Source organism: Pseudomonas sp. LTGT-11-2Z (genome assembly GCF_003691445.1).
GTDB classification, from domain to species: Bacteria; Pseudomonadota; Gammaproteobacteria; order Pseudomonadales; family Pseudomonadaceae; genus Aquipseudomonas; species Aquipseudomonas monteilii.
In genome coordinates, this window is the sequence record NZ_CP033104.1 from 1,949,133 (window position 1) to 1,962,863 (window position 13,731).

Sequence of the window (13,731 nt, forward strand, 5' to 3'; positions counted from 1 at the left end):
AGGGCTGCCCGGTTGAGCTGGCCGAGGCGCAATACTCCCATTTTTACCTGGACGTGCTAGGTCTGACTTCATGATCAACGATGTGTTTCCCGCCTGTGCACGCGAACGCGTTGCCACCCGATGCGTTTGCTGTGGATCAGCGCAGTTGTCTCAGTCCCCGGCAGTGCTGATGCCGTTTGTGTCGCATCGGGCACTGGGTTGGGCGCCTGCAGTCATCGATGCCAGCTGGGGGTTGAACAGTATCCCTCAGGGCACGGCCTACTGCGTGTGCAATACCCTGCATTGCGCGGAGTGTGAATTCCTGTTTCTGGATATCCGGTTTTCGGACCGGGAAATGCAGCGCCTCTATGATGGTTACTACGGCAAGGCTTATGAAGATTTGCGAGAACACTATGAGCCGGGCTTCAGGGAGCGCAACAAAGCGCTGAGCGCGCCCAGCGAGCTGCTTGGCCTGACCCGTTCTTACATTCTTCGGCATATTGCGCCCACGCAGGTCCTGGACTGGGGCGGAGGTGATGGCTCCAATACACCGTTCAAAGGGCAGGGCTACTCGACCGATATCTACGATATCGACAAAAAAACCACCGTGCCCGGTACCCGCAGCGTGACCAGGGAAGAAGTGCGAGGACGCACTTACGACCTGATCGTGTGCCGGCATGTGCTGGAGCATGTTCCTTATCCAACGGACACACTTGCGCAGATACGCGACTGCATGCACGACGACACGCTGCTGTACGTGGAGTTACCCCACGAGGCAGTGATGGTTGGCAACGATCAGGTTTGCGCTGAGCAAAAGCGGCACTGGCATGAGCATATCAACTTCTTCTCGGTGGCGGCGCTTACCAATCTGTTCGCGCTTGGCGGTTTCACCGTCGTGGATATTCAGTCAACCGCGTTTACCAGCAATGCCAAGCTGGGTTCGGCAGTACACCTGCTGCAGGCGATTGTGAAAAAGGCACCTTCCGAGGGCGCGTGACCGTAGGGTTGTGTGTGGGTATGAGGTCGTCCGGCTGCGTGAGCGCCACGCAAAAGCAGCCCCGGCATTGCGGCATTCGCAGCTTTGGTCGTATAACCGTGACTTGGCAGTCGAAACGTGCATCTTTAATCTATCAAGTCAGCGGGCAGCCACGTCGATGGCCTGACGAGGCCAGTTTCAGGCCCGATCCCGCACTATCCGCCATGTCAACCGGGAAGCCACAATGATTGGCATTAAAAGCATCGCCAGTTACGTACCTGTGAATGGTGTAGACAACTACGCCCAAGGTGCGAAATTCGGCAAGGATCAAGAGTTCATTTTCGGCAAGATCGGTTCCACCTTCTTGCCGCGCAAGGATGCCAACCAGGAAACATCCGATCTTTGTGTCGAGGCAGCCCAAGCATTGTTTGCCGCCAACCCGTCGCTGGATCCTGCTGCCATCGATGCCGTGATCGTGGTCACCCAGAACGGCGATGCCGAAGGGCTGCCACACACTGCGGCGATCGTTCAGCACAAGCTCGGGCTGTCCACAGCCGTCGCGGCCTTTGACATTTCCCTGGGCTGCTCGGGCTATGTGTATGGCTTGTATGCCATGAAAGGTTTCATGGAGGCCGCAGGCCTTAAGAATGGCCTGCTGATCACTGCAGACCCTTACTCGAAGATTGTCGACCCGGAAGATCGCAATACCACCATGCTGTTCGGTGACGCCGCTACCGCCACCTGGATGGGCGAGGACGCTGCCTGGCAATTGGGCAAATCGTTGTTCGGCAGCGATGGCGCGGGGGCCGAGCATCTGCGTACCACCGATGGCAAGTTCTTCATGAATGGTCGCCAGGTCTACAACTTTGCCTTGGTCAAGGTGCCGGCGCACTTGCAGCAGCTGCTTGAAGCCAGCGCACTCCAGGCCGAGGATATCGACCTGTATTGCCTGCACCAGGGCAGTGCGGCGATCGTCGATGCCGTTTCGTCGCGCTTCGATGAAGGCGAGCACAAGCAGAAGTTCGTCAAGGATATGGTCGAGACGGGCAATACCGTGTCGTCCAGCATACCGCTGCTGCTGGAAAAGCACGTACTTGGCTCCAGCTGCAAGCGCGTGGCGCTGAGTGGCTTCGGGGTGGGCTTGTCGTGGGGCTCGGCCATAATCGAACGTTGTGACTGACCGTTCGTCGCCTCCAATAACGCCGTCATCATCTGACGGCGTTTTACTTTCTATCCTGCATCACTGTGACGCCTGTAAATTGGCGTCAACTCCTTGATTTCATTGGGCTGGCACGATGCCAGCAATTTTTTTTGAAATTCCGCTAAAGCAAGCCGCCCTGACGACGATAACTATTACGAAGGTTCTCTGTGCCACCTCCGGCGAATTGCCAAGGCCGGAAGCCGTAGTACCCAATCCAACGAGGAATTCGTCATGGCTTTGACTGTAAACACCAACACCACCTCCCTGGGCGTTCAGAAGAACCTGAACCGGGCTTCCGATGCACTGGGCACCTCGATGACCCGTCTGTCCTCCGGCCTGAAAATCAACAGCGCCAAAGACGACGCTGCCGGCCTGCAGATCGCTACCCGCATGACTTCGCAGATCCGTGGCCAGACCATGGCGATCAAAAACGCCAACGACGCCATCTCCATCGCCCAGACTGCTGAAGGCGCGATGCAAGAGCAGACCAACATCCTGCAGCGTATGCGTGAACTGGCTGTTCAGTCGCGAAACGACAACAACAGCGAAGCAGACCGCGATGCACTGGATAAAGAATTCCAGTCGATGCTCAAAGAGATCGACCGTATCGCCGGTTCGACCCAGCTGAACGGCAAGAACCTGCTGGACGGTAGCGCCAGCGACATGACCTTCCAGGTTGGCTCCAACACCGGTAGCGACAACCAGATCACCATCAGCCTGAGCGATGCCATGAACACCACTGGCGCGCTGAGCGGCCTGAGTGGCCAGAGCATCACCGGTGCCGACAGCGCCGCTGCCGAAGCCACCTTCACCGCCGCCCTGAGCGCCATCGACGACGCACTGAACGCGATCAACAGCACCCGTGCCGACCTGGGTGCCGTTCAGAACCGTCTGACCAGCACCATCAACAACCTGCAGAACATCAACGAAAACGCCGAAGCCGCCCGTGGCCGTGTACAGGACACCGACTTCGCCGCTGAAACTGCCCAGCTGACCAAGCAGCAGACCCTGCAGCAAGCTTCCACTTCGATTCTGGCCCAGGCCAACCAACTGCCATCCGCCGTACTGAAGCTGCTTCAGTAATCGCTGATGGTGATCGGCGGGGGAGTGCATTCTAAGGCGCTTCCCCGCCTTTTCGTTATGAGGTGGTAGACATGGACATGAGCGTCAAGCTGAATCTGTCCTATCCGGCATCCCGCCCCGCTGAACAGGCTGGCGAAAAACCGGTTGACCGCGCCGAGCAAGCGTCGCGTAGCGGCAGTGAAACGCTGGTACCCAATGCCATCAGTGCTGCCGAGCACAGCAATGATGCCGAAAAGGTGAAAAACGCTGTTTCGGAAATCGAAAAGTTTCTCAGCTCCACCCGACGCAACCTGGAATTCTCCACGGACGAAGAATCCGGAAAGATCGTCGTCAAGGTCATCGCCAGTGAAACCGGCGAGTTGATCCGCCAATTGCCTTCTGAAGAGGCATTGCGGATTGCGCATAACCTGAGCGATGTAAACAGTATTTTGTTCGACGCCAAGGTCTGATCGGCGGAGAATGTGCTAAGGCAGGAATCACGTCGGGCTTGCAGGAGCAGGTGCTGACGGTCAACAAAGAGGGATAACTGTATGGCGGGCACCCTGGTTTCCAGTATCGGTCAAGGTACGGGGCTGAACATCACCGAAATGGTCGCGGCGTTGGTTAATGCTGACACAGCAGCCAAGAAGGCGCAGATCACTCGGCAGACCAGCAACAATACCGCGATGATTTCCGGTGTGGGCTCGCTGCGCAGTGCCCTGACGGCGTTTCAGGACGCCATGGCGAAGCTGAACAGCTCCACCAGTCCTGCGTTCAATGCATACGCCGCCAAGTCGGCCAATGAGTCAGTGGTCAAGGTTACGGCTGGCAACACGGCGGTGGCAGGCAGCTACGACATTGTGGTCAACAAGCTGGCGACCGGCTCGAAAGTGGCCAGTGCCCCGATTGCCGGCGGTGCGGCTGCAACGGTGACGGGCGGTACGCTGACCATCGAGCAGAATGGCAACATCTATGAGCTCGAAGTTGAGGATGGCGCCTCGTTGCAGTCCGTGCGCGACCAGATCAACAAAGAGCTGGGTGTTCAGGGTATCTCTGCCAACATCGTGAACGGCAAGGACGGTGCGCGGCTGGTGTTCAGCTCCACCACCACCGGTGCCCAAACCGACCTGATGGTCAGTGGTGTCCCTGAGCTCGAGATCGACGGTACTCAGCAGATGTCGGACACCGGCGCCGGGTTCATTACCGCCAAGGCGCAGGATGCCGAGCTGACCATCGACGGCCTGGTGGTCACCAGCAAGAAGAACACCATCACCGATGCCATCAGTGGTATCACGCTGGAGCTGACGGGCGTCAGCGCCAGGTCGGGCACCGACGGCGTGCCAACCAACGTCTCGGTGTCGCAGGACAATGATGGCCTGAAGAAGTCGATTCAGTCGTTCGTCGATGCCTACAACACGTTGCAGAAAACCATTACTGCGCTCACAACCTCCACGCGTGACGAAGATGACAACCTGTCGCTCGGCCCGTTGAGCAACGACCCGACCACCCGTTCGCTGGTCAACGATATTCGCAAGGTGCTGTCCGAGGTGGGGGCGGGCGACCAGTTGACGACCCTGAGCCAGCTGGGTATCAACACCACGAAAGATGGTACCCTCGAATTCAACTCGACCAAGTTCACCGCGGCGATGAACGACAAGAAGCTGGGCTCCGAAGTTCAGGAGTTGTTCACCGGCTCCAATGGGTTGATCGAGCGCATGAACAAGGCCATCGATCCGTACAACTCCACGGACGGCAGCCTGGCCACGCGCAAAAGCAACCTGGATAAGGTGGCGAAGAACCTGGCAGACCAGCAGACCGCGCTGGATCGCCGGACCGAGGCTTTGACCGAGTCGCTGACCAAGAAGTGGGTGGCAATGGACACCGCTGTGGCCAAGCTCAATGCCCAGGCCGACCAGATCAAATCGGTTTTCGACGCTATCAACGCGCAGGCCAAGAACTCCTGATCGTTCTCGCCTTTTGCCACGCACAAGCCCGGCAGCGCCTCGTGTCGCTCCGGGCTTTTTGCGTTGGCACTAAAGTTTTTTGACGCTCAGGCGATACAGAGGTACAAGCAACCTTTTCGCTGCAACGAGGTAGATCCATGAACCCGATGTTGGCCCTTCGTCAATACCAGAAAGTCAACGGCGTGGCGCAGACGTCCGAAGCCAGTCCGCACCGGCTGGTACAGATGCTCATGCAGGGCGGTCTTGATCGTATGGCCCAGGCCAAAGGTGCCATCGCGCGTAATGACATCGCGCAGCGCGGTATTCTGCTCGGCAAGGCCATCGACATCATCGGTGGGTTGCGTGAAGGGCTGGACCTGGAAAACCATGCTGACAACCTGGCTGAGCTGGATAGCCTGTATGTCTACATGAGCCGCCGCCTGACCGAAGCCAATCTCAAGGGTGACCCGGCCATCATCGACGAGGTCGCGCGCCTGCTGATCACTGTGAAGGAAGGTTGGGACGCAATCGGCGATCAGTCGTCGGCTTCCTGATAAAGGAGCATGACATGAGCGAAGTAATCGCCCGCATCGAACAAACCCGGGACATGCTGCTGGCGGCGCTGGCCGAACGCAACTGGGAAGCGGTGGGGGAGCTGGACCTGGAATGCCGCTTGCGCATTGGCGACATGGTGTCCGAAGCCAAAGGCAATGAGGCGGATGTCAGTGCCAGCCTCGAGCAATTGCTGGCCGTGTACCGCCAACTAATCGAGGTTGCAAGTGGTGAGCGTCAATCCTTGGTCGATGAAATGACGAAAATCCGTCAGGCGAAGAACGCGGCAAAGGTATACCATTTGTTCACCTGACCACCGATGTTGCAAAAAGCCGAGCGCCATTAATTTGACTGACCGGTGTTTTTTGACTTTACTAGTGGCTGTTTTCGAATTTCAGACGTCCGAACACTGACCATTCAGTCGGAATGATGTCGAGCACGCCCGCAGGGCGCCGATATGACTAGGGAAGTTGCTATTGCATGTGGCGTGAAACCAAGATTCTGCTGATCGACGACGACAGCGCACGCCGCCGCGACCTGGCGGTGGTGCTCAATTTTCTCGGCGAAGAAAACCTCGCTTGCTCAAGCCAAGACTGGCAGCAAGTCGTCGAGCCGTTGTCTTCAAGTCGCGAAGTGTTGTGTGTGCTTGTCGGCACCGTGAACGCCTCGGGCAATCTCCTTGGGCTACTTAAGACAGTGGCTGCCTGGGATGAGTTCCTTCCGGTTCTGCTTTTAGGTGAAATTTCTTCTGCCGAGTTGCCGGAAGACCTTCGCCGTCGCGTGCTTTCCAACCTGGAAATGCCGCCAAGCTACAGCCAGCTGCTGGATTCGCTGCACCGTGCCCAGGTCTACCGTGAAATGTACGACCAGGCGCGTGAGCGTGGTCGCCAGCGCGAGCCCAATCTGTTCCGCAGCCTGGTCGGCACCAGCCGTGCCATCCAGCATGTGCGGCAGATGATGCAGCAAGTGGCCGACACCGATGCCAGCGTGTTGATCCTGGGCGAGTCGGGCACGGGCAAGGAAGTGGTGGCGCGTAACCTGCACTATCACTCCAAGCGCCGCGAAGCGCCCTTCGTGCCAGTCAACTGTGGCGCGATCCCGGCCGAGTTGCTGGAAAGCGAGCTGTTCGGCCACGAGAAGGGGGCCTTTACCGGTGCGATCACCAGCCGTGCCGGGCGTTTCGAGCTGGCCAACGGCGGCACCTTGTTCCTTGATGAAATTGGCGACATGCCGTTGCCGATGCAGGTCAAGCTGCTGCGTGTGCTGCAGGAGCGTACGTTCGAGCGTGTAGGTAGCAACAAGACCCAGAGCATCGATGTGCGCATCATCGCCGCGACGCACAAGAACCTCGAGACCATGATCGAGGACGGCACCTTCCGTGAAGACCTGTATTACCGCCTGAACGTGTTCCCCATCGAGATGGCGCCGCTGCGTGAGCGGGTGGAAGATATCCCGCTGCTGATGAACGAGCTGATCTCGCGCATGGAGCATGAGAAGCGCGGCTCCATCCGCTTCAACTCTGCCTCGATCATGTCGCTGTGCCGTCACGGCTGGCCGGGTAACGTGCGTGAGCTGGCCAACCTGGTCGAGCGCATGGCGATCATGCACCCGTACGGGGTGATTGGCGTGTCCGAGTTGCCGAAGAAGTTCCGCTACGTCGACGATGAAGACGAGCAGATGGTCGACAGCCTGCGCAGCGACCTGGAAGAGCGCGTGGCGATCAATGGCCATACACCGAACTTCAGCAACCATGCCATGCTGCCGCCCGAAGGGCTCGACCTGAAAGACTACCTCGGCAGCCTGGAGCAGGGCCTGATCCAGCAGGCCCTGGACGATGCCAACGGTATCGTTGCGCGCGCGGCTGAGCGTTTGCGCATTCGCCGGACCACCCTGGTCGAGAAGATGCGCAAGTACGGCATGAGCCGCCAGGGTGGTGAGGACCAGGCGGAGGATTGAGGGCTGGGCGGGGGTGTTCGCCTTGGCCTTTTTGGCGCCTGTGAGATCGAGCGCCGCCCGCGCGGCGCTCGACTTGCGCCCCGCCACAAATCTCAAGCCATGCGTTAAATCCCCATCTCCGGCACGGCTATTGCTACACCGCTGGCACCATACCGTTTTTATGACGGTCAGCCACGCGAGAGAGCACGATGCCCCAGGCCGCCCACGTACCCCTAGCCCCCTACCAGCAGGGGCAAACCCCGGTGGAACAGGAAAGCCGCCAGGGTGTCGAGCAAGCCTTCGCCTTGTTCAATCAGGTATCCAGCCAGCTGAGCCAGTCCTACAGCCTGCTCGAAGCCCGGGTCAGTGAACTCAAGGGCGAGCTGGCGGTGGTCAGTGCCCAGCGCATCGCCGAACTCAGCGAGAAGGAGCGCTTGGCCAACCGCCTGCAAAACCTGCTGGACCTGCTGCCCGGCGGGGTGATCGTGATCGACGGCCAGGGCCTGGTGCGTGAAGCCAACCCGGCTGCCTGCGAGTTGCTTGGTGAGCCGTTGATCGGCCAGCTGTGGCGCCAGGTGATTGCCCGCAGCTTTGCACCGCGCAAGGACGATGGCCACGAAGTCTCGTTGCGCGACGGCCGTCGCCTGTCGATCGCGACCCGTTCGCTGGACGCCGAGCCCGGCCAACTGGTGCTGCTCAATGACCTGACTGAAACCCGTCGCCTGCAAGACCAGCTGGCGCGCCATGAGCGGTTGTCGTCGTTGGGGCGCATGGTTGCTTCGCTGGCGCATCAAATCCGTACGCCGCTGTCGGCAGCCATGCTGTACGCCAGTCATCTGGCCGATAGCGAGCAACAGCTGAGCGCAGAAACCCGCCAGCGCTTTGCCGGCACCCTGAAGGAGCGCTTGCACGAACTGGAGCACCAGGTGCGCGACATGCTGGTGTTCGCCCGTGGCGAGCTGCCGCTGGGTGATCGGGTAACCCCGAAAGCCTTGTTCCAGGCACTGCAGCAGGCGGCCCAGGTGCATGTGCAGGGGCATGCTGTGCGCTGGCAGTGTGACAGCCACCTGGGTGAGCTGCTGTGCAACCGCGACACCCTGGTGGGGGCCATGCTCAACCTGGTCGAGAATGCCCTGCAGGCCGGCGACGGGCAGGCACGGCTGAAGGTGCACCTGTACCGCCGTGAACGCACCTTGCACCTGTGCGTCAGCGATGCTGGCAGCGGTATCGATGCCGATTTGCTCGGCCGCCTGGGTGAGCCGTTCCTGACCACCAAGGCCACCGGTACCGGTTTGGGCCTGGCCGTGGTCAAGGCTGTGGTGCGCGCACACCAGGGCAGGATCAGCCTGCGCTCGAAAGTGGGCCGTGGTACTTGCGTGCGGGTAGAGCTGCCCTTGATCGACGGGCAGTTGGCGGAGGGGGTGTGATGGCAATCAAGGTGCTGCTGGTCGAGGACGACCGCGTATTGCGCCAGGCGCTGGGCGATACCCTGGAAATCGGCGGTTTCGCTTACCAGGCGGTGGGCAGTGCCGAAGAAGCGCTGGAGGCTGTGCTGGAAGACGCTTTCAGCCTGGTGGTCAGTGACGTGAACATGCCCGGCATGGACGGGCACCAGTTGCTCAGCCAGCTGCGCCGCCAGCAACCGCAGTTGCCGGTGTTGCTGATGACTGCACACGCCGCCGTCGAGCGTGCGGTCGAGGCGATGCGCCAGGGCGCTGCCGACTACCTGGTCAAGCCCTTCGAGCCCAAGGCGTTGCTCAGCCTGGTCGAGCGGCATGCCGCCGGGCGCTTGAGCGGCGAAGAAGGCCCGGTGGCCTGCGAGCCGGCCAGCCGCCAGTTGCTGGAGTTGGCCGCCCGTGTGGCGCGCAGTGACTCGACCGTGCTGATTTCCGGCGAGTCTGGTACTGGCAAGGAAGTGCTGGCGCGCTACATTCACCAGCAGTCGCCCCGTGCCGCGCAGCCCTTCGTCGCGATCAACTGCGCGGCGATTCCCGACAATATGCTCGAGGCTACTCTGTTCGGCCACGAGAAGGGCGCCTTCACCGGCGCTATCGCTGCCCAGGCAGGCAAGTTCGAACAGGCCGAAGGCGGCACCTTGTTGCTCGACGAAATCTCGGAAATGCCCATGGCCTTGCAGGCCAAGCTGCTGCGTGTACTGCAGGAGCGCGAGGTGGAGCGGGTAGGCGGGCGCAAGCCCATCAGTCTCGACATTCGTGTGCTGGCCACCACCAACCGTGACCTGGCAGGCGAGGTGGCGGCCGGGCGCTTCCGCGAAGACCTGTATTACCGCTTGTCGGTGTTCCCGCTGGCCTGGTGCCCGCTGCGTGAACGCCCGGGCGACATCCTGCAGCTGGCCGAGCGCCTGTTGGCGCGGCATGTGGCCAAGATGAAGCATGCTCCGGTGCGCCTCTCGGCCGCGGCCCGGGCCTGCCTGCAGGCGCACGCCTGGCCAGGTAACGTGCGCGAACTGGACAACGCCCTGCAGCGGGCGCTGATCCTGCAGCAGGGTGGGGTGATCGAGGCGGCGGATTTTTGTCTGGAAGGCGCCATTCCATTGTCGGCCGGCACCGTGCCCTCACCTGAAGGGGTTGTTGAGGCCGGCGGGCTGGGTGATGACATGCGCCGCCACGAGTACCAGATGATCATCGACACCTTGCGCGCCGAGCGCGGCCGGCGCAAAGAGGCGGCCGAACGCCTTGGGATCAGCCCGCGCACCCTGCGCTACAAGCTGGCACAGATGCGTGATGCCGGGTTCGATGTAGAGGCCAGCCTGTTCGGGTGACGGGCCGCCTCCACGGCGACCCTGTCAAAGACCAGAAGGGCTGGGTTGCCAAGGCTGGCACCTTTGTTGCTTTACGTAGGCTATTCGCCGCATGAGCGTCAAAAAAATGCGGCCGCAGGAGAGAGAAGGGTCATGAGCCAAGGTGTTGAATTCAATCGTCTGATGCTGGACATGCGGGCCATGCAGGCCGATGCCATGTCGTTGCCGAAGGTCACTGCTGCCCCGGAGCTGGCGCCGGGGCAAAGTACCTTTGCCGACATGCTCGGCCAGGCCATCGGCAAGGTGCATGAGACGCAGCAGGCCTCGACCCAGCTGGCCAATGCCTTCGAAATCGGCAAGAGCGGCGTCGACCTGACGGACGTGATGATCGCTTCGCAAAAGGCCAGCGTGTCGATGCAGGCCCTGACCCAGGTGCGCAACAAGGTAGTCCAGGCGTACCAGGACATCATGCAGATGCCGGTTTGAGGACGGAAGTAAACCATGGCTGAAGCAGTCGTCGACAACCCCCCTGCCAAGACTGGCGCACCAGCGGCCAAGCGGCCGCTGCTCGGTATGTCGTTCCTGGAAAATATCGCACAGATGCCCATGCTGCGGCAGATCGGCCTCATGGTCGGCCTGGCGGCCAGCGTGGCGATCGGCTTTGCCGTGGTGCTGTGGTCGCAACAACCCGATTATCGTCCGTTGTACGGCAGCCTGTCGGGCATGGACACCAAGCAGGTCATGGACACCCTGGCCGCTGCTGACATCCCTTACAACGTGGAGCCCAACTCGGGTGCTCTGCTGGTCAAAGCCGACGATCTCTCCCGTGCGCGCCTGAAGCTGGCCGCCGCCGGGGTGGCGCCGAGCGACGGCAACGTGGGTTTCGAGCTGCTCGACAAGGAGCAGGGCTTGGGCACAAGCCAGTTCATGGAGGCCACCCGCTATCGCCGCAGCCTGGAAGGTGAGCTGGCGCGTACCGTTTCCAGCCTGAACAATGTCAAGGGCGCACGCGTGCACCTGGCCATCCCGAAAAGCTCGGTGTTCGTGCGTGACGAACGAAAGCCCAGCGCCTCGGTACTGGTCGAGCTGTACCCGGGCCGTGCCCTGGAAGCCGGGCAGGTGATGGCCATCGTCAACCTGGTCGCCACCAGCGTGCCAGAGCTGGACAAATCGCAGGTCACCGTGGTCGACCAGAAGGGCAACCTGCTGTCCGAACAGATCCAGGACTCCGCGCTCACCCAGGCCGGCAAGCAGTTCGACTACAGCCGCCGGGTGGAAAGCCTGCTCACCCAGCGTGTGCACAACATCCTGCAGCCAGTGCTGGGCAACGACCGCTACAAGGCCGAAGTGTCAGCGGACCTGGACTTCAGTGCGGTGGAGTCCACCTCCGAGCAGTTCAACCCAGACCAGCCAGCGCTGCGCAGCGAGCAATCCGTCGATGAGCAACGCGCCAGCAGCCAAGGCCCGCAAGGTGTGCCCGGCGCACTGAGCAACCAGCCACCTGGCGCAGCCTCGGCGCCGCAAACCACCGGTGGCGCTGCTACCCCGGCTGCGGCCATCCAGCCTGGCCAGCCGCTGGTGGATGCCAACGGCCAGCAGATCATGGACCCGGCCACCGGTCAGCCAATGCTCGCGCCGTACCCGTCGGACAAGCGCCAGCAAAGCACCAAGAACTTCGAGCTGGACCGTTCCATCAGCCACACCCGCCAGCAGCAGGGGCGCATGACCCGCCTGTCGGTGGCGGTGGTGGTGGACGACCAGGTCAAGATCGACCCGGCCACCGGCGACACCACCCGTGCGCCGTGGGGTGCCGAGGACCTGGCGCGCTTTACCCGCCTGGTGCAGGATGCGGTCGGCTTCGATGCCAGCCGTGGCGACAGCGTGACGGTGATCAACGTACCGTTCGCCGCCGACCGTGGCGAAGAAATTGCCGATATCGCCTTCTATCAGCAGCCGTGGTTCTGGGACATCGTCAAGCAGGTGCTGGGCGTTGTGTTCATCCTGGTGCTGGTGTTCGGTGTGCTGCGGCCAGTGCTGAACAACATCACAGGGGGTGGCAAGCAGGCTGCCTCGGATAGCGACATGGAGCTGGGCGGCATGGTGGGGTTGGATGGCGAACTGGCCAACGATCGCGTCAGCCTGGGTGGCCCGACAAGCATTCTGCTGCCTAGCCCGAGCGAGGGTTACGAGGCACAGCTCAACGCAATCAAAGGCCTGGTGGCCGAAGACCCGGGCCGCGTTGCCCAGGTCGTGAAAGAGTGGATCAACGCCGATGAGTGATAACCGAGCCGTTACCGCCAAGCTGAGCCGCGTCGACAAGGCGGCGATCCTTCTGCTTTCGCTGGGCGAGACCGATGCGGCCCAGGTGCTGCGGCACATGGGGCCCAAGGAGGTGCAGCGGGTGGGTGTGGCCATGGCGCAGATGGGCAATGTGCACCGTGACCAGGTGGAACAGGTGATGAGCGAGTTCGTCGACATCGTCGGCGACCAGACCAGTCTGGGCGTGGGTTCCGATGCCTACATCCGCAAGATGCTCAACCAGGCATTGGGCGAGGACAAGGCCAATGGCCTGGTCGACCGCATTCTGCTCGGTGGCAACACCAGCGGCCTGGACAGCCTGAAGTGGATGGAGCCGCGTGCTGTCGCCGACGTGATCCGCTACGAGCACCCGCAGATCCAGGCCATCGTGGTGGCCTACCTCGATCCGGACCAGGCCGGTGAAGTGCTGAGCAACTTCGACCACAAGGTGCGCCTGGACATCGTCCTGCGCGTGTCGTCGCTGAACACCGTGCAGCCTGCGGCGTTGAAGGAGCTGAACCAGATCCTCGAGAAGCAGTTCTCGGGCAACTCCAACGCAGCACGCACCACCCTGGGCGGCATCAAGCGTGCTGCCGACATCATGAACTTCCTCGATAGCTCCGTGGAAGGTGCACTGATGGACGCGATCCGCGAAATCGACAGCGACCTGTCGGAGCAGATCGAGGACTTGATGTTCGTCTTCAACAACCTGGCCGACGTCGACGATCGCGGTATTCAGGCGCTGTTGCGTGAAGTGTCGTCCGACGTGCTGGTAGTGTCGCTCAAGGGCGCCGACGAGCGGGTCAAGGACAAGATCTTCAAGAACATGTCCAAGCGTGCTTCGGAGCTGCTGCGCGACGACCTGGAGGCCAAGGGGCCGGTACGGGTCAGCGACGTGGAAACGGCACAGAAGGAAATCCTTACCATTGCCCGGCGTATGGCCGAGGCTGGCGAGATCGTGCTCGGCGGCAAAGGCGCCGAGGAAATGATCTAAGTCGCTTGCGGGCCTTGAGGGGCCCTGTGG

The 13,731-nt window shown here is 61.3% G+C and carries 13 protein-coding genes; all 13 read left to right on the forward strand.

Features of this window, described 5'->3' with window-relative positions; all coding sequences use genetic code 11:
* Positions 1–70: 70 nt before the first annotated feature.
* On the forward strand, positions 71–976 hold the full coding sequence (locus tag D8767_RS09195) for a class I SAM-dependent methyltransferase (RefSeq protein WP_029380211.1): 906 nt from the start codon (positions 71–73) through the stop codon (positions 974–976).
* 223 nt (positions 977–1,199) lie between these two features.
* Complete coding sequence (locus D8767_RS09200; RefSeq protein WP_016711800.1) at positions 1,200–2,135, forward strand: ketoacyl-ACP synthase III; 936 nt, start codon at positions 1,200–1,202, stop codon at positions 2,133–2,135.
* Positions 2,136–2,387: 252 nt separating this feature from the next.
* Entirely contained in the window at positions 2,388–3,239 is an 852-nt protein-coding gene (locus D8767_RS09205) for a flagellin domain-containing protein (RefSeq protein ID WP_012051619.1), read from the forward strand.
* Positions 3,240–3,310: 71 nt separating this feature from the next.
* Positions 3,311–3,688, forward strand: a complete 378-nt coding sequence (locus tag D8767_RS09210; RefSeq protein WP_016711799.1) for a flagellar protein FlaG — start codon at positions 3,311–3,313, stop codon at positions 3,686–3,688.
* An 81-nt stretch (positions 3,689–3,769) separates the two neighbouring features.
* Positions 3,770–5,182, forward strand: coding sequence for a flagellar filament capping protein FliD (fliD, locus tag D8767_RS09215; RefSeq protein WP_016711798.1), 1,413 nt, complete (start codon positions 3,770–3,772; stop codon positions 5,180–5,182).
* Between the two features lie 137 nt (positions 5,183–5,319).
* Positions 5,320–5,715, forward strand: coding sequence for a flagellar export chaperone FliS (fliS, locus tag D8767_RS09220; RefSeq protein ID WP_016711797.1), 396 nt, complete (start codon positions 5,320–5,322; stop codon positions 5,713–5,715).
* Positions 5,716–5,729: 14 nt separating this feature from the next.
* Complete coding sequence (locus D8767_RS09225) at positions 5,730–6,026, forward strand: hypothetical protein (protein WP_016711796.1); 297 nt, start codon at positions 5,730–5,732, stop codon at positions 6,024–6,026.
* 167 nt (positions 6,027–6,193) lie between these two features.
* A complete protein-coding gene (fleQ, locus tag D8767_RS09230; protein WP_016711795.1) occupies positions 6,194–7,669 on the forward strand; it encodes a transcriptional regulator FleQ in 1,476 nt (491 codons plus the stop codon).
* Between the two features lie 188 nt (positions 7,670–7,857).
* On the forward strand, positions 7,858–9,075 hold the full coding sequence (locus D8767_RS09235; RefSeq protein ID WP_016711794.1) for a PAS domain-containing sensor histidine kinase: 1,218 nt from the start codon (positions 7,858–7,860) through the stop codon (positions 9,073–9,075).
* The gene (locus D8767_RS09240) at positions 9,075–10,430 is read left to right on the forward strand and encodes a sigma-54 dependent transcriptional regulator (RefSeq protein ID WP_016711793.1); all 1,356 of its coding nucleotides are present in this window, start codon (positions 9,075–9,077) and stop codon (positions 10,428–10,430) included. The genes D8767_RS09235 and D8767_RS09240 overlap by 1 nt, the downstream gene beginning before the upstream one ends.
* Before the next feature lie 132 nt (positions 10,431–10,562).
* Entirely contained in the window at positions 10,563–10,895 is a 333-nt protein-coding gene (fliE, locus tag D8767_RS09245; RefSeq protein WP_016711792.1) for a flagellar hook-basal body complex protein FliE, read from the forward strand.
* 15 nt (positions 10,896–10,910) lie between these two features.
* On the forward strand, positions 10,911–12,689 hold the full coding sequence (gene fliF / locus D8767_RS09250; protein ID WP_016711791.1) for a flagellar basal-body MS-ring/collar protein FliF: 1,779 nt from the start codon (positions 10,911–10,913) through the stop codon (positions 12,687–12,689).
* Entirely contained in the window at positions 12,682–13,701 is a 1,020-nt protein-coding gene (fliG, locus tag D8767_RS09255) for a flagellar motor switch protein FliG (protein ID WP_003254434.1), read from the forward strand. The genes fliF and fliG overlap by 8 nt, the downstream gene beginning before the upstream one ends.
* Positions 13,702–13,731 lie beyond the last annotated feature (30 nt).